Origin of the sequence: Nocardiopsis sp. CC223A, assembly GCF_030766825.1 — a bacterium.
Classification (GTDB): domain Bacteria; phylum Actinomycetota; class Actinomycetes; order Streptosporangiales; family Streptosporangiaceae; genus Nocardiopsis.
The window spans coordinates 60,642-80,639 of the sequence record NZ_JASFDV010000013.1 but is presented as its reverse complement, the minus strand read 5'-3'; the positions used below and the strand labels follow the sequence as shown (position 1 = coordinate 80,639).

Annotated in this window: 17 protein-coding genes; 7 read left to right on the top strand and 10 right to left on the bottom strand. The window is 74.0% G+C overall.

Features of this window, described 5'->3' with window-relative positions; translation table 11 throughout:
• The first annotated feature begins 235 nt into the window (after positions 1–235).
• Positions 236–1,078, top strand: coding sequence for an AMP-binding protein (locus QJS33_RS07735; protein ID WP_306367180.1), 843 nt, complete (start codon positions 236–238; stop codon positions 1,076–1,078).
• A 176-nt stretch (positions 1,079–1,254) separates the two neighbouring features.
• Here the strand turns inward: QJS33_RS07735 and QJS33_RS07730 are convergent, their stop codons facing one another.
• The gene (locus tag QJS33_RS07730; RefSeq protein WP_306367179.1) at positions 1,255–1,779 is read right to left on the bottom strand and encodes an ATP-binding protein; all 525 of its coding nucleotides are present in this window, start codon (positions 1,777–1,779) and stop codon (positions 1,255–1,257) included.
• Positions 1,780–2,433: 654 nt separating this feature from the next.
• Here QJS33_RS07730 and QJS33_RS07725 point away from each other — a divergent pair.
• The 4 genes from QJS33_RS07725 to QJS33_RS07710 are packed head-to-tail and all read left to right on the top strand — an operon-like array spanning position 2,434 to position 7,422.
• Positions 2,434–4,020 carry an ABC transporter substrate-binding protein gene (locus tag QJS33_RS07725; protein WP_306367178.1) on the top strand — a complete coding sequence of 529 codons (1,587 nt, stop codon included), beginning with the start codon at positions 2,434–2,436 and terminating at the stop codon, positions 4,018–4,020.
• Entirely contained in the window at positions 4,020–4,952 is a 933-nt protein-coding gene (locus QJS33_RS07720; protein ID WP_306367177.1) for an ABC transporter permease, read from the top strand. The genes QJS33_RS07725 and QJS33_RS07720 overlap by 1 nt, the downstream gene beginning before the upstream one ends.
• Positions 4,949–5,839 (top strand): ABC transporter permease, encoded by an 891-nt coding sequence (locus tag QJS33_RS07715; protein ID WP_306367176.1) that lies wholly within the window; start codon positions 4,949–4,951, stop codon positions 5,837–5,839. The genes QJS33_RS07720 and QJS33_RS07715 overlap by 4 nt, the downstream gene beginning before the upstream one ends.
• A complete protein-coding gene (locus QJS33_RS07710; RefSeq protein WP_306367175.1) occupies positions 5,836–7,422 on the top strand; it encodes an ABC transporter ATP-binding protein in 1,587 nt (528 codons plus the stop codon). Before QJS33_RS07715 ends, QJS33_RS07710 begins: the two co-directional genes overlap by 4 nt.
• A 76-nt stretch (positions 7,423–7,498) precedes the next feature.
• Here QJS33_RS07710 and QJS33_RS07705 read toward each other — a convergent pair whose 3' ends face one another.
• From QJS33_RS07705 to QJS33_RS07690, 4 genes are all read right to left on the bottom strand, one after another.
• Positions 7,499–8,719, bottom strand: coding sequence for a multidrug effflux MFS transporter (locus QJS33_RS07705; protein WP_306367174.1), 1,221 nt, complete (start codon positions 8,717–8,719; stop codon positions 7,499–7,501).
• A gap of 143 nt (positions 8,720–8,862) precedes the next feature.
• On the bottom strand, positions 8,863–10,908 hold the full coding sequence (pta, locus tag QJS33_RS07700) for a phosphate acetyltransferase (RefSeq protein ID WP_306367173.1): 2,046 nt from the start codon (positions 10,906–10,908) through the stop codon (positions 8,863–8,865).
• Between the two features lie 54 nt (positions 10,909–10,962).
• Positions 10,963–11,802 (bottom strand): GNAT family N-acetyltransferase, encoded by an 840-nt coding sequence (locus QJS33_RS07695; protein ID WP_306367172.1) that lies wholly within the window; start codon positions 11,800–11,802, stop codon positions 10,963–10,965.
• Positions 11,803–11,880: 78 nt separating this feature from the next.
• Positions 11,881–13,485, bottom strand: coding sequence for an alpha/beta fold hydrolase (locus QJS33_RS07690; protein ID WP_306367196.1), 1,605 nt, complete (start codon positions 13,483–13,485; stop codon positions 11,881–11,883).
• A gap of 167 nt (positions 13,486–13,652) precedes the next feature.
• Between QJS33_RS07690 and QJS33_RS07685 the strand changes: the two genes are divergently transcribed.
• Positions 13,653–14,120 (top strand): Lrp/AsnC family transcriptional regulator, encoded by a 468-nt coding sequence (locus QJS33_RS07685; RefSeq protein ID WP_306367171.1) that lies wholly within the window; start codon positions 13,653–13,655, stop codon positions 14,118–14,120.
• Positions 14,121–14,136: 16 nt separating this feature from the next.
• Here QJS33_RS07685 and QJS33_RS07680 read toward each other — a convergent pair whose 3' ends face one another.
• From QJS33_RS07680 to QJS33_RS07665, 4 genes are all read right to left on the bottom strand, one after another.
• Positions 14,137–14,574 (bottom strand): hypothetical protein, encoded by a 438-nt coding sequence (locus QJS33_RS07680; RefSeq protein ID WP_306367170.1) that lies wholly within the window; start codon positions 14,572–14,574, stop codon positions 14,137–14,139.
• Positions 14,575–14,860: 286 nt separating this feature from the next.
• The gene (locus QJS33_RS07675) at positions 14,861–16,501 is read right to left on the bottom strand and encodes an amidohydrolase (protein ID WP_306367169.1); all 1,641 of its coding nucleotides are present in this window, start codon (positions 16,499–16,501) and stop codon (positions 14,861–14,863) included.
• Entirely contained in the window at positions 16,498–17,691 is a 1,194-nt protein-coding gene (locus QJS33_RS07670) for an MFS transporter (RefSeq protein WP_306367168.1), read from the bottom strand. Before QJS33_RS07670 ends, QJS33_RS07675 begins: the two co-directional genes overlap by 4 nt.
• Positions 17,692–17,754: 63 nt before the next feature.
• Positions 17,755–18,357, bottom strand: coding sequence for a TetR/AcrR family transcriptional regulator (locus QJS33_RS07665; RefSeq protein ID WP_306367167.1), 603 nt, complete (start codon positions 18,355–18,357; stop codon positions 17,755–17,757).
• 371 nt (positions 18,358–18,728) lie between these two features.
• Here QJS33_RS07665 and QJS33_RS07660 point away from each other — a divergent pair, with 371 nt between their 5' ends.
• Positions 18,729–19,148 (top strand): phosphotransferase, encoded by a 420-nt coding sequence (locus QJS33_RS07660; RefSeq protein ID WP_306367166.1) that lies wholly within the window; start codon positions 18,729–18,731, stop codon positions 19,146–19,148.
• Here the strand turns inward: QJS33_RS07660 and QJS33_RS07655 are convergent.
• A complete protein-coding gene (locus QJS33_RS07655) occupies positions 19,137–19,895 on the bottom strand; it encodes an alpha/beta fold hydrolase (protein WP_306367165.1) in 759 nt (252 codons plus the stop codon). The genes QJS33_RS07660 and QJS33_RS07655 overlap by 12 nt on opposite strands.
• Positions 19,896–19,998 lie beyond the last annotated feature (103 nt).

Below are 19,998 nucleotides of genomic sequence, written 5' to 3'. Positions count from 1 at the left end.
ACGCGGGCGCTCCGAAAACGGCCGTCGGCCCGGGTGCGATGCCCGGGAACCCGGCGGACCGTCGGCCCCGGGAGGACTCCCGGGGCCGGTGGGAACCCGCACCGGCGCGAGGTGGAACCTGGGGAGGGACCTCGCTCGGACCGGCCGGTGCGGCGCCGCCGGGCTCGCCACGTGGAGGGGGCGTGACGAGCCCGGATGGCGGTACCACCGCGACCAGGGTGAACTGGGGGAACGCATGGGGGTAGGGCTGTCTTCTGGAACCGGACGATCGGGGCGCCACCTGCCGCGCCGGGACGACCCCATCGGCTCGCTGACCGGCGGGCTGTGCGAGCGCCTGCGGCTGCGCCCGGGCCTCGGCGGCACCATCCGCGGCGACGGGTCGCGCGTGGACGCGCTGGCCTTCGCCGCCACGGTGGAGCGGGCCGCCGCGGGACTGAGCCAACGGGGCCTGTGCCTGGGCGACGTGGTCGGTGTACTGGCCCCGGTCTCACCCGAGCGGTTCCTGGCCACCTACACCGTGATGGCGGTGGGCGGCCGGGCCCTGCCCCTGTCCCCCGCCTCCGACCTCGACGTGCAGTGCGCGGCCCTGGCCGAGACGGACGCCCGGCTGCTGGTGGTGAGCGCCGACCTGGCGCCCGCGGCGCTGGAGCTGGCCGAGCGGTCGCGGGTGCGGCAGGTCATCGCGTTCGGCGCCGCGCTGGGCACGACGCCCTTCGAGGACCTGCTGCGGCCCAGTCCGGACGGCACGGGGTACAGCCCTTCGAGGGGGCTGTTCGACAACGGCATCCTGGGCTACGAGGAGACCGGGGCGGGGCTGCTGACGACGCTGTACCCGCACAGCGACCTCATGGCGCGTTTCGTCGCGCTGCGCGAGCACCTGTCGCTGACCGCCGAGGACGTGGTCGCCGTGGACGAGCGCGGTGAGGAGGCCACCCGGGCCGCCCTGGTGGCGCTGGCGCTGTGGACCGGGGCCTGCGTGGTGACGGGGACCGACTGCCCCGTCCCGGAGGGCCGCCGGGTGACGGTGCGCTGCGCCCCCGAGCCCGAGCGGATCGCCGCCCCGGGCCCGCCCGCCTGACGGCCGGGATGATGGAGGGCGCCGCTCGCGGGTCCGACCCGGCGGACCGCGAGGCGCCGGCGGGGTCCTGGAGGCCCGGAGGATCGAGGGTGTTCACGTAGGGCCGCTGTGCCTTCTTGAAACCCGTTCCCGCCTTCTGGGGGGGCGCCGAGCACGGGCCCGGGGAAGCGGGGCGGCTAGGCGGGACCGCTCACCAGGGAGAGGCCCGGCTGGGGGTCCTCTATCTCGAACCAGGCCACGTGGGTGGCCTCGCTCCAGTATTCGCCGCTGCGGGTGGCGCAGCTGTCGACGATGAGCTTGCCGCGGCCGAAGTCGTCGCCGTCCTCGCGGGTGTGCCCGCCCTCCCCGGCGCGTTCCCCCTGGTCGGCGATGGCGACGCGCAGCCGGGAGCCGTCGGAGCGGATGAACAGCGTCATCACCCCGCCGCTCTGCCCGGAGCGGGAGTGCAGCAGGGCGTTGGTGGCCAGTTCGCTGACGGCGAGTTCGGCGTCGTCCAGGACGCTCGCGGAGTGGCCCATGCGGGCGAGGAAGTCGCGCACGCGGGCGCGGACGGAGCGGACGGCGGTGAGGTTGCCCGCGCAGCTCCACACGGTGTGGTCGGTGGCGCCGCCGGTGAGGTCGCCGCCCTCGATCGGGGCGGGCTCGGTGTTCTCGGGTACCTCCGCGGGCACGTATTCCCGGAGTTGCCTCGCCTCAGCCATCCGGTCACTCCAATCACCCGCGTCGGGCGCGCGGGTTGCGCCGCCTGCACTCACCTTAGACAAGGGTGTGCCGAGTCCAGAACAGCACACCCGCCTTCACCGTGCCCGGGATTGGCCACAAAACCCCGTCACGTGTCCTCCCCGATGCAGACAAAGGAAACAGCCCGGGCCCCAGCGAGAGCCATGTGACATGCAACACGTTGGCAATACCCGGGGTGAGACGTCGGGAGGGGCTGCTGGGGCTCCCGAGAATCCTGCAAACCCACCATTAAAGCAACAAGACCCATAAAACGGAAAATAATCGATTCAAACACCACGTTTTCGCCTCCACCCGACATCGATCGGGACACGACCCCTATCCCGGGGGGAGGGTCCGGGAAAGGGTTCCCGGGCCTGTGCCCGCCCTCGCGCCGCTGCTCGCCCGATCCCGCAAAACCCACTCTGACCAGGGACTTCAGCCTCCGAACGAACCCTCCCGCAGCACCACCGCCCAGGCGTCACCCTGCGTGATTCCGGCCCCGGAGGGCGTTGTTTGACGCCCGTGAGATGGGACAACAAGGTTCTGGCGATGCCGACGCCGCCCCCTCCCCCCGCCCCAGGTGCGTCCGGTGTCCGCTCCCCCATCCCCGATCTCCGATCCCCGTGAGGTGCCCCGTGACGTCCCGTCCCGATCCCGTCCCCGCCGCCCCCAGCCGCCGCACCCTGCTCAAGGTGTCCGCGGCCGGCGCGGCCATCGCCCCCGTCCTGGCCGCCTGCGGCGGTTCCGAGAGCGGCGGCGGGGGCGGCGGTGAGCCCGTACAGGGCGGCCGGCTGAGCGTGGGCATCGCGGGCGGAGGTGTCAACGACACCCTCGACGCGCACAATCCCACCGACAACGTCGACATCGCCCGCAACTACGCGCTGTACGCCACCCTGGTCCGCTTCGCCAACGACGGCACCATCGAGAACGACCTCGCCGAGTCGCTGGAGTCCAACGAGGACGGCACCGAGTGGACCGTCGTCCTCAAGGAGGGTCTGACCTTCCACGACGGCTCCCCGGTGACCGCCGACTCCGTGGTCTTCTCGCTGCGCCGCATCCTCGACCCCGACGACCCCCAGCGCGGGGCCGGCGACATGGCCGGGGTGGACTCCGACGGCCTGGAGGCCGTGGACGAGCGCACCGTGCGCATCCCCTGCACCGAGCCGGTCGTCACCCTGCCCGAGGCGCTCGCCGAGTACTACAACTGCATCGTCCCGGAGGGCTACGACCCCCAGGAGCCGATCGGCTGCGGCCCCTTCAAGGTCGTCGAGTTCGTCGCCGGCCAGTACAGCGTGTTCGAGCGGCACGAGGGCTACCACGAGGAGGGCCTGCCCTACCTCGACGAGCTGGAGATCGTCGACTTCCCCGACGACGACGCCCGGGTGAACGCCCTGAACAGCGGCAACGTCGACGTCATCACACAGGTGCCGCACGTGCAGGTGCCGATCATCGAGGGCAACCCGGACCTGGACATCATGGAGTCCGAGACCGGCATGTGGCTGCCCTTCACCATGCGCGTCGACACCGCCCCCTTCGACGACGTGCGGGTGCGCCGGGCGTTCCGGCTCATCGTGGACCGCCAGGAGATGATCGAGCAGGCCCTGGCCGGGTACGGGCAGGTCGGCAACGACATGTACGCGCGGATGGACCCCTCCTACCCCGAGGACCTCCCGCAGCGCGAGCAGGACATCGAGGAGGCCAAGCGGCTGCTGGCCGAGGCCGGGCACGGGGACGGCCTGGAGGTGGAGCTGGTCACCTCCGACATCAGCGTGGGCGTGGTCGCCGCCGCCGAGGTCTTCCAGGAGCAGGCCCGCGAGGCCGGGGTGACCGTGAACCTGCGCCGCGTCAACCCCAGCGAGTACTGGAACGAGGAGGAGGGCTTCCCGTACCCGTTCGGCCAGGACTTCTGGAGCGCCCGCAACTACATCACCCAGACCGCGCAGGGCTCGGTGGTGGGTGCCCCCTACAACGAGACCATGTGGGGCGAGCACGAGGAGTGGCTCGGGTTCCTGGAGGAGGCCCGCCGCACCGCCGACCTGGACGCGCGCAACGAGCTGATCCGCAAGGCCCAGGAGATCGAGTACGAGGAGGGCGGCTACATCGTCTGGGGCTTCGTCAACCTGCTCGACGCCCACAACGTGTCCGTGGGCGGCCTGGAGCCCTCCGTCTCCGGCCACCCGCTCGGCTCCTACGCCTTCCACACCCTCTGGAAGGACGCGTGATGACCCGGCTCGTCGCCGTACGCCTGCTGTTCGGGCTGCTCACCCTGTGGGCGGTGTCCGTCGCGGTGTTCGCCGCCACCCAGGCCCTGCCCGGTGACGCCGCGCTGATGATCCTGGGCCGGGACGCCACCGAGGCGCGGGTGGCGGCGCTGCGCGAGCAACTGAACCTCAACGAGCCCCTGACCGTGCAGTACGCGCAGTGGCTCCAGGGCGTCATCCAAGGCGACCTGGGGATCTCCTACTCCAACCGCTCCCCGGTGTCGGAGGTGCTCGACGGCCCGATCGGGGCGTCGCTGACGCTCATGGGCCTGGCCGCGCTGGTGGCCACCCCGGTCGCACTGGCGGTGGGCGCGTTCAGCGCGCTGCGCCGGGACCGGGCGTTCGACCACACCGCGTCCCTGGGGACGCTGGTGACGGCCGCCATCCCCGAGTTCGTCGTGGGCATCCTGCTGATCCTGGCCCTGGGGCCGGGCGGGCTGGACCTGTTCCCGTCGGTGTACTCGCGCAACGGCGGACCCGAGCAGTGGGTGCTGCCGGTGCTGACCCTGGCCTTCGCGGTGACCCCGCCGATCGTGCGGATGATGCGGGCGACCATGATCGAGGTCCTGGAGAGCGAGTACGTGCAGCAGGCCCGGCTCAAGGGGCTGGACGAGCGGACCGTGCTGGTGCGCCACGCCCTGCCCAACGCCATCGGCCCGGTGGCCCAGGTGGTCGCCCTCCAGCTGGCGTGGCTGGCGGGCGGTGTGGTGGCCGTCGAGTTCCTGTTCAACTTCCCCGGCATCGGCAAGGTGCTCATGGACGCCATCGAGAACCGCGATGTGCCGCTGGTGCAGGCCGTGGTCCTGCTCATCGCCGGGGTGTACATCCTCGTCAACCTGGCCGCCGACGTGCTCGGCCTGGCCGCCAACCCGAAGGTGAGGGTGACCCGATGAGCGCTCCCCCGATCGAGGCCCCGGCCGCGGGAGCGGCCCGGGGCCGCCGCGGCGGCGGCCTGTTCCGCGCCGCCTGGCGGCACGGGCGGACCAAGGTGGGCGTGGTGCTGACCGGTCTGGTCGTACTGGTCGCCGTGATCGGCCCGTTCATCGCCCCCTACACCCCGACCGAGTTCGTGGCCCGTCCCTTCGAGACCGGGGTGGACGGCACCGTCTTCGGCGGTGACAACCGCGGGCGCGACGTGCTCACCCGGTTCCTGTGGGGCGGGTGGACGCTGCTGCTCCTGGCCGTGGCCTCGGCCGGGCTGGGCGTCCTGGCCGGGACGGTCGTCGGCGTGGTCGCCGGGTACCTGCGCGGCTGGGCCGACGAGGCCATCATGCGCGTCAACGACATGCTGCTGGCGTTCCCCCAGCTCATCGCGGCACTGCTGGTGATGTCGATCATCGGCCCCAAGACGTGGCTGATCGTGGCCGTCATCGCGGTCTCGCACATGCCCCGGGTGGCGCGGGTGATCCGCGAGGCCACCCGCTCGGTGGTCGAGCAGGACTACGTGAAGGCCGCCGAGGCCATCGGGCTGCCCCGGTGGCGGATCATGGCGGTCGAGATCCTGCCGAACGTGACCGGCCCGCTGCTGGTGGAGCTGGGACTACGGCTCACCTACTCGATCGGCGTGGTCGCGGTGCTGGGCTTCCTCGGCATGGGGTTGCAGCCGCCGACCGCCGACTGGGGCCTGATGATCAACGAGAACCGGCAGGGCATGGTCGTGCAGCCGTGGGCGGTGCTGCTGCCGGTGACCGCGATCGCGACCCTGACCATCGGCGCCAATCTCATCACCGACGGGCTGTCCCGGGCGGCGGTCGGTATCGACCGGGGGGTCGGGAAATGACGGAGACCACGGAGACCGTGCTGGCGGTGGAGGGCCTGACCGTCATCGGCCGCCCCTCCGACGTGACGATCGTCGGCGACGTGTCGCTGACCGTGCGGCGCGGCGAGATCCTGGGCCTGGTGGGCGAGTCCGGCTCGGGCAAGACCACGGTGGGCCTGGCCCTGCTGGCACACCGCAAACGGGCCACGGAGATCACCGGCGGCCGGGTGGAGGTGGCCGGGCAGGACCTGGCCTCGCTGGACGGGCGCGGGGTGCGCGCCCTGCGCGGCCGGGCCGTCGCCTACATCCCGCAGTCGCCGGCCTCGGCGCTGAACCCGGCGCTGCGCCTGCGCGTCCAGCTGGGCGAGGCGCTGCACGACGGTTCGCTGTCCCCGGCGCAGGCCGACGCCCGGGTGCGCGAGGTGCTGCGGGAGGTGGCGCTGCCCGACGACGACACCTTCCTGAAGCGGTACCCGCACCAGCTCTCGGGCGGGCAGCAGCAGCGGGTGGCGATCGCGATGGCCTTCGTGGGCCGCCCGGACGTGATCGTCATGGACGAGCCGACCACCGGCCTGGACGTGACGACGCAGAAGCACGTGCTGGAGACGGTGCGGCGGATGACCCGCGAGTACGGCACGGCCGGGATCTACATCAGCCACGACATGGCGGTGGTCGCGGAACTGGCCGACGCGGTCGCGGTGATGTACCGCGGCGAGCTGGTGGAGCACGGGCCGACCGGTGACGTGTTGTCGGCGCCCGAGCACGAGTACACGCGGGCGCTGCTGGCGGCGGTCCCGCGGATGCGCACGGACGCGCCCGAGGCCGAGCGCGGCGACGAGCTGCTGCGGGTGTCGGGCCTGGCGGCCGGATACGGGCGCACGCGGGTGCTGGAGGACATCGACCTGTCGGTGGCCCGCGGGGAGTGCACGGCCCTGGTGGGCGAGTCCGGTTCGGGCAAGACGACCCTGTCGCGGACGGTGGCCGGGCTGCACCGCGGAGCCGTGGGCGAGGTGCTGTTCGACGGTGCCCCGCTGCCCCTGCACGGACGCCGGCGCACCGCGGAGCAGCGCCGCCGCATCCAGTACGTGTTCCAGAACCCGTACGAGGCGCTGAACCCGCGCAAGCGGGTACGGGACCTGATCCTGGGCCCCTACCGGCACCTGGTGGGCCGCCCCGCCGACCCCGACCTGGTGGTCGGGCGGGCACTGGAGCGGGCCGCCCTCCCGGCGTCCTACGCCGACCGGTTCCCCGAGCAGCTCAGCGGCGGGGAGCGGCAGCGGGTGTGCATCGCCCGCGCCGTGGCGACCGGCCCCGACCTGCTGGTGTGCGACGAGGTCACCTCGGCCCTGGACGTGTCGGTGCAGGCGGAGATCGTGGCACTGCTGCGCGGGCTCCAGGACGAGGGGATGGCGCTGCTGTTCGTCACCCACAACATCGCGCTGGTGTCGAACATCGCGCAGCGGGTGGCGGTGCTGGAGCGGGGCCGGATCGTGGAGTACGGGCCGGTGGGCCGGGTGATGTCGGATCCGCGCCACGAGTACACGAGGGCGCTGCTGGCCGACACCCCGGACTTCGCCCCGGAGGCGGGCGCGGCCGCCGAGTGAACACCGCTCCGGCGGGCGGGGTCGCCCCGCCCGCCGGGGCACGGCACGGGACCGGACGGCGCCCCCGCGTCCCCGTTCAGGCCTCGGCGACGGGGACGCGGGGACGGCGGGAGGTCATCGCCGCCAGGACCAGCAGACCGACGGCGGAGGTGCCGAACAGGAGGGCGCCCATCGGTACCGCCGTCGTCTCGTCCAGCCCCACCAGGGGTGCGACCACCGCGCCGAACAGCGGGGACAGCGCGCCCAGCAGGGCGCTCGCGCTGCCCGCCCGGCGCTCCTGCCCCACCATGGCCAGGGCGAACGAGCCGGTGAGGATCATGCCCATGCAGGTCATGTAGACGAAGATCGGCACGACCAGGGCGACCAGCGGCCCCTGGAGCACCGTGGCGGCCAGCAGTGCCCCGGTGGCCAGCACGGCGACGGAGACCGCGGTGACCAGCAGGCGGCGTTCGCCGAAGCGCGGCGAGAACCGGCCCACCGCCCAGCTGCCGCCGATGATCGCGATCCCGTTGATCCCGAACAGCACCCCGAACGCCTGCGGGGACACCCCGTGCAGATCCTGGTAGACGAAGGGCGTCCCGGCGACGTAGGCGAAGCTGCCGCCGTGCAACAGCCCGGTGACCAGCGCATATCCCAGGAACACGCGGTCGCGCAGCAGCTCGCCGATGCTGCGCAGGGTGCCACCGACCGTGCCGGGGGTGCGCCGCTCCCGGGGCAGGGTCTCGGGCAGGCGCAGGGCGGTGATCGCGATGACGGCGACGCCCAGCAGTGCCAGGGCCCAGAACACGACCTGCCACCCGGCGAAGGCCGGCCACAGCAGGGCGCCGCCGACCACCGGTGCCACCAGCGGGGCCACCGCGTTGATCACCATGAGCAGGGCGAAGAAGCGGGTGAGCTCGTGTCCGTCGAACACGTCGCGCACGACCGCCCGGGAGAGCACCACCCCGGCCGAGGCGGTCAGCCCCTGGAGGAAGCGGCCCGCCACCAGCACGGCGATGTTCGGGGCCAGCGCGCACACGGCGGACGCCAGCACGAACAGGCCCAGGGAGACCAGCAGCGGCCCGCGGCGGCCGTACGCGTCACTGAGCGGACCGACGATGAACTGGCCGATCGCCAGCCCGACGAGGCAGGTGGTGAGGCTGAGCTGGACCTGCGAGGCCCCGGCGCCCAGGTCGGCGGAGATCTCCGGGAACGCGGGCAGGTACATGTCGATGTTGAGCGGTCCCAGCACGGCCAGCGCCGCCAGCAGGAAGGCCAGGGACAGGCGGGTGCGGCCGGTCGGGTTCCGCAGGGTCATCGGCGCTCTCTCGGGGTGCGGGGACGAAAAAGCGCGATCGGCGCCCTTTGCAGGCTAACCGTGACGGGGCACCCCGAAACCGCGCCCGGCCCCGATCTGACACCGATGTGTACGAAACCTCCCGGACCGGCCGGCCGCCGGGGTCAGCCCCGGGCCCCGGCCTGGGCCTGGACGGCGGTGATGGCGACGGTGCTGACGATGTCCCGCACGGTCGCGCCCCGGGAGAGGTCGTTGACCGGGCGGCGCAGCCCCTGGAGCACCGGCCCCACCGCGACCGCCCCGGCGCTGCGCTGCACGCCCTTGTACAGGGTGTTGCCGGTGTTGAGGTCGGGGACGACGAACACCGTGGCGCGCCCGGCCACCCGGCTGTCGGGGAGCTTGGTGCGGGCCACCCCGGGGTCGACGGCCGCGTCGTACTGGATGGGCCCCTCCACCAGGAGGTCCGGGCGGCGTTCGCGGACCAGGTCGGTGGCGGCGCGCACCTTGTCCACGTCGGCGCCGCTGCCGGAGGCGCCGGTGGAGTAGGACAACAGGGCCACCCGGGGGTCCACGCCGAAGCGGGCGGCGGTGTCGGCGGAGGCCGAGGCGATCTCGGCGAGCTGCTCGGCGGTGGGGTCGGGGACCACGGCGCAGTCGCCGTAGACGAGCACGCGGTCGGCCAGGCACATGAAGAACACGCTGGACACCAGCGAGGTGCGCAGGATCTCGAAGGAGGGCCGGATGGTCTGCGCGGTGGTGTGGACCGCGCCGGACACCATGCCGTCGGCGTACCCCAGGTGGACCATGAGCGTGCCGAAGTAGGAGACCTCCACGACGGTGTCGCGGGCCAGCTGCTCGGTGACGCCCTTGTGGGAGCGCAGCCGGGCGTACTCGGCGGCGAACTCGTCCCGCAGCGGGGAGGTCTCCGGGTCGACCAGGTCGGCGGCGGCCACGTCCAGGCCCAGGTCGGCGGCGCGGGCCCGGATCTCGCGGGGGTCGCCGAGCAGGGTGAGGTCGGCGACGTCGCGGCGCAGCACCAGGTCGGCGGCGCGCAGCACGCGCTCCTCGGTGCCCTCGGCCAGGACGATGCGCCGCCGGTCGGCCCGGGCCCGGCCCAGCAGGGTGGACTCGAACATGAGCGGGGTGACGGTGTCGGTGCGGGTCACCTGGAGGCGTTCGAGTAGGGCGGGCCCGTCCACGCCGGAGTCGAAGGCGGCCACCGCGGACTCGATCTTGTGGTCGGGCAGGGGCGCGCCGCCGCCGCGGACGTCGGCGAGCAGGGTGGCGGCGGTGAAGGTGTCCAGGCCGGTGGCGATGACCGGGACCCGCACGTGCATCCCGGCGAGCAGCCGCCAGACGGGTTCGGGCATGTCGGAGTCGGTGTCGCCGGTGAGGAACACCCCGGCGACCGCGGGGAAGTCCGGGGACAGGTGGGCGGCGATGAGCGCGGGCAGGACCGCGCCCGCCCGGTCGGCGGGGAGGATGACGACGCTCTCGTCGCGCATCCGGTCCAGGATGTGCGGCAGGGACATGGCGGCGACGAGCAGGCCCGACACCTCGCGGCCGGTGCGCTTGTCCTCCCCGAACAGCAGCCGCCCGCCGCAGGCCCGTTGCAGGTCGCGGACGGTGGGCACGGTGAGGCCGGGCACTTCGGGCAGCACCGACCAGGGCCCGGCGGCGCGCAGCGCCCCGACCCGCTCGGGTTCGACCCGGCCCACGACGGTGCCCAGCGGGGCGGCGTGCTCGCGGGCGAGTTCGGCCTCGGCGACCGCGGCGGCGCCGCGGACCTGCTCCTCGGAGCGGCCGCGGCCGGAGAGCACCAGCAGCACCGGGGCGCCCAGGTTGGCGGCGACGCGGGCGTTGAACGCGAACTCGGTGGGGGTGACGACGTCGGTGTAGTCGGTGCCGATGACGACGACGGCCGCGCACTCGGCGGCCAGTGCCCCGTAGGCGGCGACGATCTCGGACATGGCCTGCTCGGGGTCGTCCTGGACCCGGTCGTAGACCACGCCCGTGCACGCCTCGTAGGACGCCGTGACCCCGAACCTGCGGCGGATCGTCTCGACCAGCGGGTCGCGCTCCCCCTCGCCCACCACCGGCCGGAACACGCCGAGGGAGTCGACGGTCCCCGCCAGCAGCTCGGCCAGGCCGAGCGCGACGGGTCTCTTGTCCCCCTCGGCGTCGCTGGACGCTACGTAGACACCGTGCACCGTCGCGGTCCCTTCTGTGGCCGGGGGTCGTGCGGGCGGGTCGGCGGCCGCCGGTCAGAAGAGCACCGACATGACCTCTCCGACCTGGCGGAACCCGACCCGTTGGTAGGCGGCCCGGGCCGGGGTGTTGAAGTCGTTGACGTACAGGGTGACCCGCGGGGCGATCTCGGCCAGGGCGTAGCGCACGACGGCGGCCATGCCCGGCACCGAGTGGCCCTGCCCGCGCAGGTCGGGGTGGACCCACACGCCCTGGATCTGGCAGGCCTGCGGGGTGACCGCGCCGATCTCGGCCTTGAACACGACCCGGCCGTCCTCGATGCGGGCGAAGGCGCGGCCGGTGCGCACCAGCTCCTCGATGCGGGCGCGGTACATGGCGCCGCCGTCGCCGGAGTCCGGCGGTACGCCGACCTCCTCGGTGAACATGGCCACGCAGGCGGGCACGAGGATGTCGAGTTCGGTGCGCCGGACCCGGCGCACCTGCGGATCGGCGGGCACGGCGGGGGCGGCGGAGATCTCCAGCACGGGCTGGCTGGCACGGATGGCGCGGGCCGGCCCCCAGGCCGGGGTGACCTGCTGCCAGAAGTCGTTGACCGCGTCGACCGGGCCGACGATGGACGAGCAGCGCCTGCCCCGCCAGCGGGCGTGGTCGGCGAAGCTGCGGATCGCCGTGGGACCGGCGTTGACGGGGACCAGGTTGGCCCCGGAGTAGCACAGTGCGGTGAGCCGGCCGTGTTCGACGTGCCCCCACACCTCGGTCCCGTTGCCCGCGGAGATACCCGCGGCCATCAGTCGGGAGGTGACGAACACGTTCCCCACCGGATCCATGTCCAGGAGGGCGCGCACGGCCTCCCTGTCACGTTCGCCGAGAATCCTCACCGGTGAGGTCCGCAGCATCGCATCTCCCCCATCCGCCCACCGTCTCCCCGACGGCGGGATCAGGTCCGTTCGCGCCGGTTCCAGCCTATTCCACCCTCACCCGGACGTCCCGGGGCGATCCACCAAAGGCTCGCTCTGCGCGGTGCGCGGGGACGGCTCGGGGCGGGCCCGGCAGACGGCGTCGGGTCCCTCGCCCTCCTTCCGCTCGGGGAGGGTGCCCTCCAGCAGGTAGTCGCGGGCGATCTCGTCGACGCAGACGTTGCCGGTGAGCGCCACCCCGTGGGTGAGCCCGCCCTCCTCGACGACCAGCGCCGATCCCGGCAGCCGGTCGCGCAGGGAGTAGGAGCCCTCCACGGGGGTGGCCCCGTCCCCGGTGGCGTGCACGATGAGCGCACCGCCCCGGTAGGCGGGGTGCCGGTAGGGGCCGTCGCCGACCTGGAACCACTCCTCGACCTCGGCGTCCCAGGTGGCGCACGGGGCGTTGTACCAGGTGTTGTGCCAGCCCATGAAGGGTGCGTTCGCGTGCACGCCTTCGGTGTCCTCGTGCCAGGTGTCCCAGTCCTTGGGCCAGGGGGCGTCCGTGCACTGGACCGCGAGGTAGCCGCCGTAGCCGGTGTCGGTGTCGGCGTCGGGCTGCTCCCCGTAGGCGTCGAAGAGGCCCTTCAGTGCGGCGGGGTCGCCGTCGACGATGTGGTCGGACAGGGCGGCGGCGACGGTCGGCCAGGAGGCGCCGCTGTAGGCGACGACGATGATGGAGCTCTCCAGTTCGGTCGGCCCGACCACGCCGTCGATGGGATCGGAGGCCAGCTCCGAGCGCAGGGTGTGGTAGGCCTCCTCGACCGTGTCGGCGTCGGCGCCCAGGCCGTAGGCGGCGTCGTGGCGGGCGACCCAGTCGAAGAAGTTGCGGGCGGACCGGTCCAGGGCCAGGCTCTGGCGCAGGTTGCTCTCGTACCAGGGGTTGTCGGGGTCGACCACGCTGTCGAGGATGAGCGCGCGCACCCGGTTCGGGTACAGGGCGGAGTAGACGGTGCCCAGGTAGCTGCCGTAGGAGTAGCCCAGGTAGTCGATCTCGTCCAGGTCCAGGGCGGCCCGGATGGCGTCCATGTCGTGGGCGATGTCCTCGGTGCGCATGTGGTCCAGCAGCGGCCCGGTGTTCTGTGCGCAGGACCGGGCGTACTCCTCGGCGTCGGCCCGCAGCGCCTGCTCGGCGCCGGGGTCGGCGGGGACGCCGTCGGGGCGCGGGGCGGTGAAGTGCCCGGGGTCGCAGGTGATCCTCGGGGTGGAGGCCCCCACGCCGCGCGGGTCGAAGGCCACCACGTCGTAGACCTCGCGCAGTTCGGGCGCCATGCGCAGGTGCGTGTAGGAGGCCCACCGGCGCCCGGCGCTGCCCGGTCCGCCCGGGTTGACCAGCAGGGTGTGCTCGGCGGTGCCGGTGGCGGCCGCCCGGGACAGGGCGATCCGGACGGGGTCCGCGTACCCGCGGTCGCCGTGCGCCATGGGAACGGTGAGCGTCGCGCACTCCAGGGTCTCCTCGCCCACGGGGTCGAGGTCCTCGCAGGGCTCCCAGCGCAGGGCCCTCTGGTCGATGCGGGTGGTCCCGGGCCGCTCCGGGGCCGGTGCCTGCCCGGGTGGCGGGGCGAGGGCCTGGGCGGCGGCGGGCGCCGGGGCGGCCACCAGGGAGGCCATGAGGACCCCCGACATCACGGTCAGAGACGGTGCTCGCACGTGTCCACTCCCTCGCCCAGGCATTGCGACCATATGTATTGTCCATGTCACCATCAGTGACCATAGGAAGCGACACGGCTGCCCACCTGGGGATGCGCCGGTACGATGTGACCGCCGGCAACAGAAGTGGACAAAGGGACACCATGCGTCTTGATCGTGTCGATGAGCGGATCATCTCGATCCTCGGCGCGGACGCGCGCATGAGCTTCGCGGAGATCGGCGGCCAGGTGGGCCTGAGCCCGTCGGCCGTCAAGCGGCGGGTCGACCGGCTGGTGGAGTCCGGCGCGGTGCGCGGGTTCACCGTCGTGGTGGAGCCCCAGGCCGTCGGCTGGACCACCGAGGCGTTCATCGAGCTGTACTGCCGGGCCCGCACCTCCCCCGGGGAGATCCGCACGGGCCTGTCCGCCTACCCCGAGATCACCTCGGCCTGCACGGTCACCGGCGAGGCCGACGCCATCGTCCAGGTGCGGGCGCGCGACACCCGCCACCTGGAGGAGGTCATCGAGCGCATCGGCGCCGAGCCCTTCGTGGTCCGCACCAAGAGCACCCTGGTGCTGTCCCGGCTGGTCGACCAGCCCATCCTGGCCGGCAGCGCCGAGAACCGGACCTGAGCGGGGGCGCGGCCGGTCAGCCGCGCAGCGGGGCGTCGGCCAGGTCCAGGCGCAGGAGGTTGCCCCAGTCGTTGGTGACGACGGCGACCGCCCCCTCGTAGCGCACCCCCGTGAACGGGTTGGAGTGGAACAGGGGCAGGACCCACCGCAGGGAGCGGTCCGGTCCCAGGCGGGCGAGGAAACCGATGTTGCCCATCCCCCCGCCACCGCCGGTCAGCCGCCCCGAGCCGTCCGGCAGCGGGGCCTCGAACCAGGGGTCGGCCTCGTTGGCGCCGTCCTCGGCCAGGGCCCGGGCCACGTCCAGCGGGCCGCCCAGGCGGAAGGGGATCGGCCGCCCGGCGTCGGGATGGTAGGCGCCGGGTCCGGGCACGTCCACCTCCAGGGCGGTGTCGTCCGGGCGGTACAGCCCGTCGCGGAAGGGCATCTCGCCCGCAGCCCACAGCTCCTCGATCATGCGAACGACCCTAGGGCGTGTGCGGCGGATCATTCCGGGGAGCGGCCGCGAGGCCGCCCCTCGCCGCGCCGACCGCGCTCGGACGGCCGCCCCCGGGCGGGCCCGCTGTGCGACACCGCGGAGCCTGCGTAGCAGGGCACAGTAGGGGCAGCTGCGCTCGTCGTCTTGTGAGAGATCGCCTCGCGGCCGCTCCCCGCACTCGGCGCAAGCGCCGAGCCGCCCGAAAGCATCCGCCGAACACGCCCCACCCGCGGGCCCGCGGGTGGGGCTACCCCGTGGACAGGGCTCACCCGCCGTACACGACCCGCCCGTCCAGGACGGTCAGCCGGTTGCGGGTGAGGTGGACGTCCTGCGGCGGGCCCGCGAAGGGGTCGCGGTCCGCGACGCACAGGTCGGCGGCCCTTCCCGCCTCCAGGAGTCCGGAGTCGGCGAACCCGAGCAACCGGTGGGACCCGGCCGTGTACGCCTCCAGCACCCGGGCCAGGGGCAGGGCCTCCCCCGCCTCCAGCGGCGGGGACGCCGTGTCCCCGGGCGAACGGCGGTTCACGGCGACGTGGACCGCCTGCCAGGGGTCGGGGGTGGACACCGGCCAGTCCGAGCCCATGGCCAGCTCCGCCCCGTCGGCGGCGAGCGAGCCGAAGGGGTACTGCCACCGGGCGCGTTCGGGGCCCAGGATCGGCAGCGTCAGCTCGGTCATCTGCTCCTCGACGCACGCCCACAGGGCCTGCATGTTGACCGTGACCCCCAGTTCCCGGAACCGGGGCACGTCGCGGGGGTCGACGACCTGGAGGTGGGCCAGGTGGTTGCGCACCGAGGCGCGGTGTTCGGGTGCCACCCGTTGCACGGCGTCGAGCGCCATGGTGACGGCGCGGTCGCCGATCGCGTGGAAGTGCGCGGCGATCCCGGCGGCGTTGAGCGCGGGCACGAGCGCGTCGAGCAGGTCCTGGCCGAAGTAGGCGAGGCCGCGTTCGGGGCCGCCGCAGGCGCAGGGCGACAGGTAGGGGTCGTGCAGGGCGGCGGTGCGGTTCTCGGCGACCCCGTCCACCATGATCTTGGCGGTGTCCAGGCGCAGGCCCGGCCCGCCCTTCTCCTTGCGGGCGCGCAGGTCGGCCACGAAGGCCGCCACACCGTCGGGGGTGAGCCCCCGCGGCACCCACACCGCACCGGACACCCGGGCGGACAGCCGCCCCGACTCCGCCAGGGCGGCGTAGGCGGGCGCGATGTCGGGGTACCCGGCGTACGCGCCGACGATCGCCTCGTGCCAGGCGGTCACCCCGAGCGAGAGCAGGTACTCCTGGGCGGTCAGCACACCCGCCTCGCACTCCCGCATCGTGGTCGCCGGGGTCACCCGCCCGACCAGTTCCATCGCTCCCTCGTGCAGGGTGCCCGAAGGGACGCCGTCGGCGTCCCGCTCGATGCGGCCGTCCGCGGGGTCGGGGGTGTCGGCGTCGACCCCGGCCAGGGCGAGGGCACGGCTGTTGGCCCAGGCTCCGTGGTGGTCGGCGTTGATGACGAACACGGGGCGGTCGGGGACCACCGCGTCCAGCAGGTCCCGTGTGGGGGTGCCGCCGCTGAACAGCGCCATGCCCCAGCCGCCGCCCAGCACCCAGCCGCCCGGGGTGTCGGGGTGGGCGTCGGCGTAGGCGCGGATCGCGTCCAGGCAGTCCCGGGCGGTGGCGGCAGCGGTGAGGTCGCAGCGGGCGGCCTCCACCCCGCCGAAGCAGGCGTGGACGTGGGCGTCGGCGAAACCCGGTGTCACCAGGCCGCCGGCGGCGTCGACCACCTCGGCACCGGGCCCGGCCGCGGCGCGGGCCTCCTCCTCGGTGCCGACGGCGGCGATCCGGCCGTCCCGGACGGCCAGGGCGGTGGCCTCCAGGAGGCGTCCGCCGGAGAACAGGACGCCGTCGCGGATCAGGATGTTCGTCAAGGTGCGATCTCCTCGGGGTGCTGGGGAGCGGGTGGTGCGGGGCGCGTTTCGGCCTTCTCCGCGCGCACGGCGGCGACGACCACGGCGCTGCCCGCCGCGACCGCCACCGCGGTCAGGACGGCGGCCAGGGCGCCGGTGCCGCCCACGGCCGCCAGCTGGGTGGCGACCAGCGGCCCGAGCGCGACCCCGACGACATAGGTGCCGTTGGCGAGGACGCTCGCGGACCCGTCCGCCGCCAACCGGGCGGCCAGGCCGAACACCAGCGGGATCAGGGCACCGAAGGCGAAGCCCCAGACGATGCCGCCGACCGCCAGGGGCACGGCTCCGGAACCGGCGGAGATCACCAGCTTGGCGACGGCGCTCACGCCCAGGAACACGGCGAGCAGCAGGGGCCGGGAGAAGAAGCGGTGGAGCAGCGGCACACAGACCGCGCCGGCCAGCCCGGCGAAGACGGAGGCCGCGAACATCAGTGAGAGGAGCCCGTCCCCGGTCTCGGGGGCGTTGGTGCGGATCAGGATTTCGAGCATCCCGTAGACGCCCTCGTCGGTGACGGTCCACAGGGCGAACGCCAGTGCCAGGGCCCAGGCGACCCGGTTCGGGCGGGGTGACCGCGGGGCGCCGGATGCGGGGTCGGCCGCCGGCGCCGCGGGCGGGGGCTGGAGCCAGGCCGCGCCGAGGAAGGCGATGACACCGGGCGCGGCCAACAGCAGCAGGAGTTCGCGCATCCCGCCTCCGGCCAGCGGGAGCAGCAGGAAGGCCGCGGCGACGACCACCCGGTTCACGATGATGACCAGGGTGGTGGCGCGGTCGGGGTCCTCGCTCGCGGCGACGGCTGCGGTCGCGGCGGCGATGACCAGCCCGGAGCCGAGGCCGCCGACCACGATCGCGGCCATGACGACCGCCGGCTCGGGGAACAGGGCGCCGACGACGGACGCACCGACCAGGACCGCCACCCCGACGCGCGCGGTCGCCGGACGGTGGCCGCGTTCGACCAAGCGGCGGGCGCCGAGCACGGCGGCGCCGTTGGCGATCGTCATGGCGGTGGCGGTCGCCCCGGCGACTTCGAGGCTCACGCCGAGCTCGCCGACGAGGCGGCCGATGATCGCGGGGACGAGGTTGGCGGGCAGCAGGGCGTAGACCCAGGTGGACATGAGGCCCAGCAGGGGACGCGGGCCGGGGGGCGGGTTCATGGGGGGATTCCTCACTGCCGGCGGGGGCCGGCGACGGGAGCCCGAGCGGGGGGCCGGGGGATTTCAGGGGGTGCCGGCGGCCAGGCCGCGCAGCGCGATCGCGAGGCCGGCCTCGAAGGAGCGGAGCCCGCGCGGGTCGTCGGCGTCCCGGTGGGACAGGGCGGCGCGCAGGTGCGGCGCCCCGTCCGTGTCCCGGGGGTCGAAGGGCTCCGACCCCAGGTCCATGGCGGCGCCGAGCACGTAGCCCTCCAGGAGGCCGAGGGCGGGCATGACCTCGTGCTCGGGTACTCCCATGCGGGAGATCGACCGGGCGATCAGGTCGTAGTAGGCGATCATCTCCGGCTGCCGGATGGGCTCGGCGATGAGCAGCGGGATGAGCTGCGGGACTCGGCTGAGGAACTCGTAGTAGTCGCGGAGGAGCAGTTCGAGCAGGCGCCGGGGGTCGGGTTCGTCCCGCAGCCGCTCCAGCACGGGGAGGATGCGGTCGCGGCGGATGGCCTGGATGATCTCGGACTTGGAGCGGACGTGGTTGTAGAGCGAGGAGACCCGCACGCCCAGGTGCGCGGCGAGCCCGGCGACGGTGAAGTCGCCCTGCTCGCGGACGATCTCCAGGGCCGCGTGCGCGATGCGCTCGGGGCTCAGCAGGGGGGTGCGCGGTCGTCCCACGGCGGCCTCCTCGGTGTCGGTCGGGCCACATTAAACGAGCGCCGCTCGTTTTCACAAGACCCGGAGCCGCGCGGACCGGTCCGGGCCGGTGAGGAGTCGCCCCGGAAACGCCCGCCGGGGGATACGGGCACCCGTGCCCCGGTGCCCGCCCCACACGATCGGAGGCCCGCCGTGATCGGCCCCGGAGACCCGGAGAACCACACCGTCGAGGAACTCGTCGAGTGGTACCGCGGGCCGGGGTTCAACGGGGAGGACGACGCAGCCCTCGCGAACATCCTCAAGGCCCCGGACCAGGGCCTTCATCGACCGACCCCGACCGCGGCGCCCCTCTGGAGGACGCCGCGGCGGGGGTCGGGCGCGGCCTGGACACCATGGACCCCGGCGGTGACGCCGACCGGCTCCGCCGGGTGTGGGACGACGCGATGGCGGCCCCGCCGGGAGCGGCCGCCGGTGTGGGGATCCACGGCGGCCCGCACCCGGCCGGCACCCTCGTCGCGGACGGCGCCCTGGCCGGGGTGATCGACCTCGGCGACATGTGCACCGGCGACCCGGCGACCGACCTCTCGGCGGCCCGGCTCCTGCTGCCCGCGGGCACGGCCGCGGCGTTCTCCTCCCCCTACTCCCGCGCCGACCCGGCCACCGCCCGCCGCTCCCGCGGCCGGGCGCTGCCGCGCTACCTGGGCCTCATCGCCATCGGCCGCGCCGCCGACCGGGGCCTCCCCGGCGGCGAGCCCACCCGGCGGCCCGCGGGCGAGGCCGCCCTCGCCCGCCTGCTCGCCTCATCCCCGTAGCCGGGGACCGCCCGCCGCCGACCCGCGCAGAAAAGCCTCGAACCGTTCGGTGAACCCCGGTGCGGCCGCGACGAAGTGACCGGCACCCGGATGCACGCTGCGCTCACCGCCGAGTGCGTCCGCGAGGGCGTCGCAGATCCGCTCGAACGCGGCCGCGTGGCCCCCGGACGCGACGAGCACCGGAACACCGGCGTCCCGGATCGCGTCGAGCCGCGGGCGCGCCTCGCTGGTCGGCCGACTGCCGTGCGCCCGCCGAACACCGGCGATCACGGACTCGGGGAACGGTCCGTCGCCGATGGGCGCACCCACGAGATGAAGGAACTCGCGCAGGTCGGCCGGGTCCACGTCCATCCCGTGGGTGAGGACCGCGTCGCCGATGCGCTCCAGCCGCGCCACCTCGGGATCGCCGGGGACGAGGTGGTTGAGCGGCGGCTCGATCAACGTGAGCGAGCGCACGCCGCCCGGCGCGGCGGCGGCCGCGATCAACGCCCCGAGAACGCCGTAGGAGTGGGCGACGACGTGCGGGCGGTCGACGAGCAACGGTGCCAGGTCCCGGGCGTCCACTTCGAAGTCCTGGCCCGCCCGCGGTGGTGGACTCGGCGGGTAGCCGCGGCGGTGGACGTGGGCCAGCGTCCACCGGTCGGCCAGCGGGGCGATGGCGCCCCACGTCGTCCGCGGACCGGCACCGCCGTGCACCAGCAGGACCTCCGGCCCGGAGCCCTCGCGTACCACCGTGATCCCATCCACGGAGGTGAGCCTAGCGACGCGCGGTGGGACCGCATCGCCGGAGGCGGGCTCTACGACGGCGATGCCGATGGCGAGGATCCCCCGGGCACACGACCCGGCAGGA

Coding starts and splice junctions, on each gene's coding strand:
- QJS33_RS07735 (WP_306367180.1), top strand. CDS start 236: ATGGGGGTAGGGCTGTCTTCTGGAACCGGACGATCGGGGCGCCACCTG.
- QJS33_RS07730 (WP_306367179.1), bottom strand. CDS start 1,779: ATGGCTGAGGCGAGGCAACTCCGGGAATACGTGCCCGCGGAGGTACCC.
- QJS33_RS07720 (WP_306367177.1), top strand. CDS start 4,020: ATGACCCGGCTCGTCGCCGTACGCCTGCTGTTCGGGCTGCTCACCCTG.
- QJS33_RS07715 (WP_306367176.1), top strand. CDS start 4,949: ATGAGCGCTCCCCCGATCGAGGCCCCGGCCGCGGGAGCGGCCCGGGGC.
- QJS33_RS07710 (WP_306367175.1), top strand. CDS start 5,836: ATGACGGAGACCACGGAGACCGTGCTGGCGGTGGAGGGCCTGACCGTC.
- QJS33_RS07705 (WP_306367174.1), bottom strand. CDS start 8,719: ATGACCCTGCGGAACCCGACCGGCCGCACCCGCCTGTCCCTGGCCTTC.
- QJS33_RS07695 (WP_306367172.1), bottom strand. CDS start 11,802: ATGCTGCGGACCTCACCGGTGAGGATTCTCGGCGAACGTGACAGGGAG.
- QJS33_RS07690 (WP_306367196.1), bottom strand. CDS start 13,485: ATGTCGGGGGTCCTCATGGCCTCCCTGGTGGCCGCCCCGGCGCCCGCC.
- QJS33_RS07685 (WP_306367171.1), top strand. CDS start 13,653: ATGCGTCTTGATCGTGTCGATGAGCGGATCATCTCGATCCTCGGCGCG.
- QJS33_RS07680 (WP_306367170.1), bottom strand. CDS start 14,574: ATGATCGAGGAGCTGTGGGCTGCGGGCGAGATGCCCTTCCGCGACGGG.
- QJS33_RS07670 (WP_306367168.1), bottom strand. CDS start 17,691: ATGAACCCGCCCCCCGGCCCGCGTCCCCTGCTGGGCCTCATGTCCACC.
- QJS33_RS07660 (WP_306367166.1), top strand. CDS start 18,729: ATGGACCCCGGCGGTGACGCCGACCGGCTCCGCCGGGTGTGGGACGAC.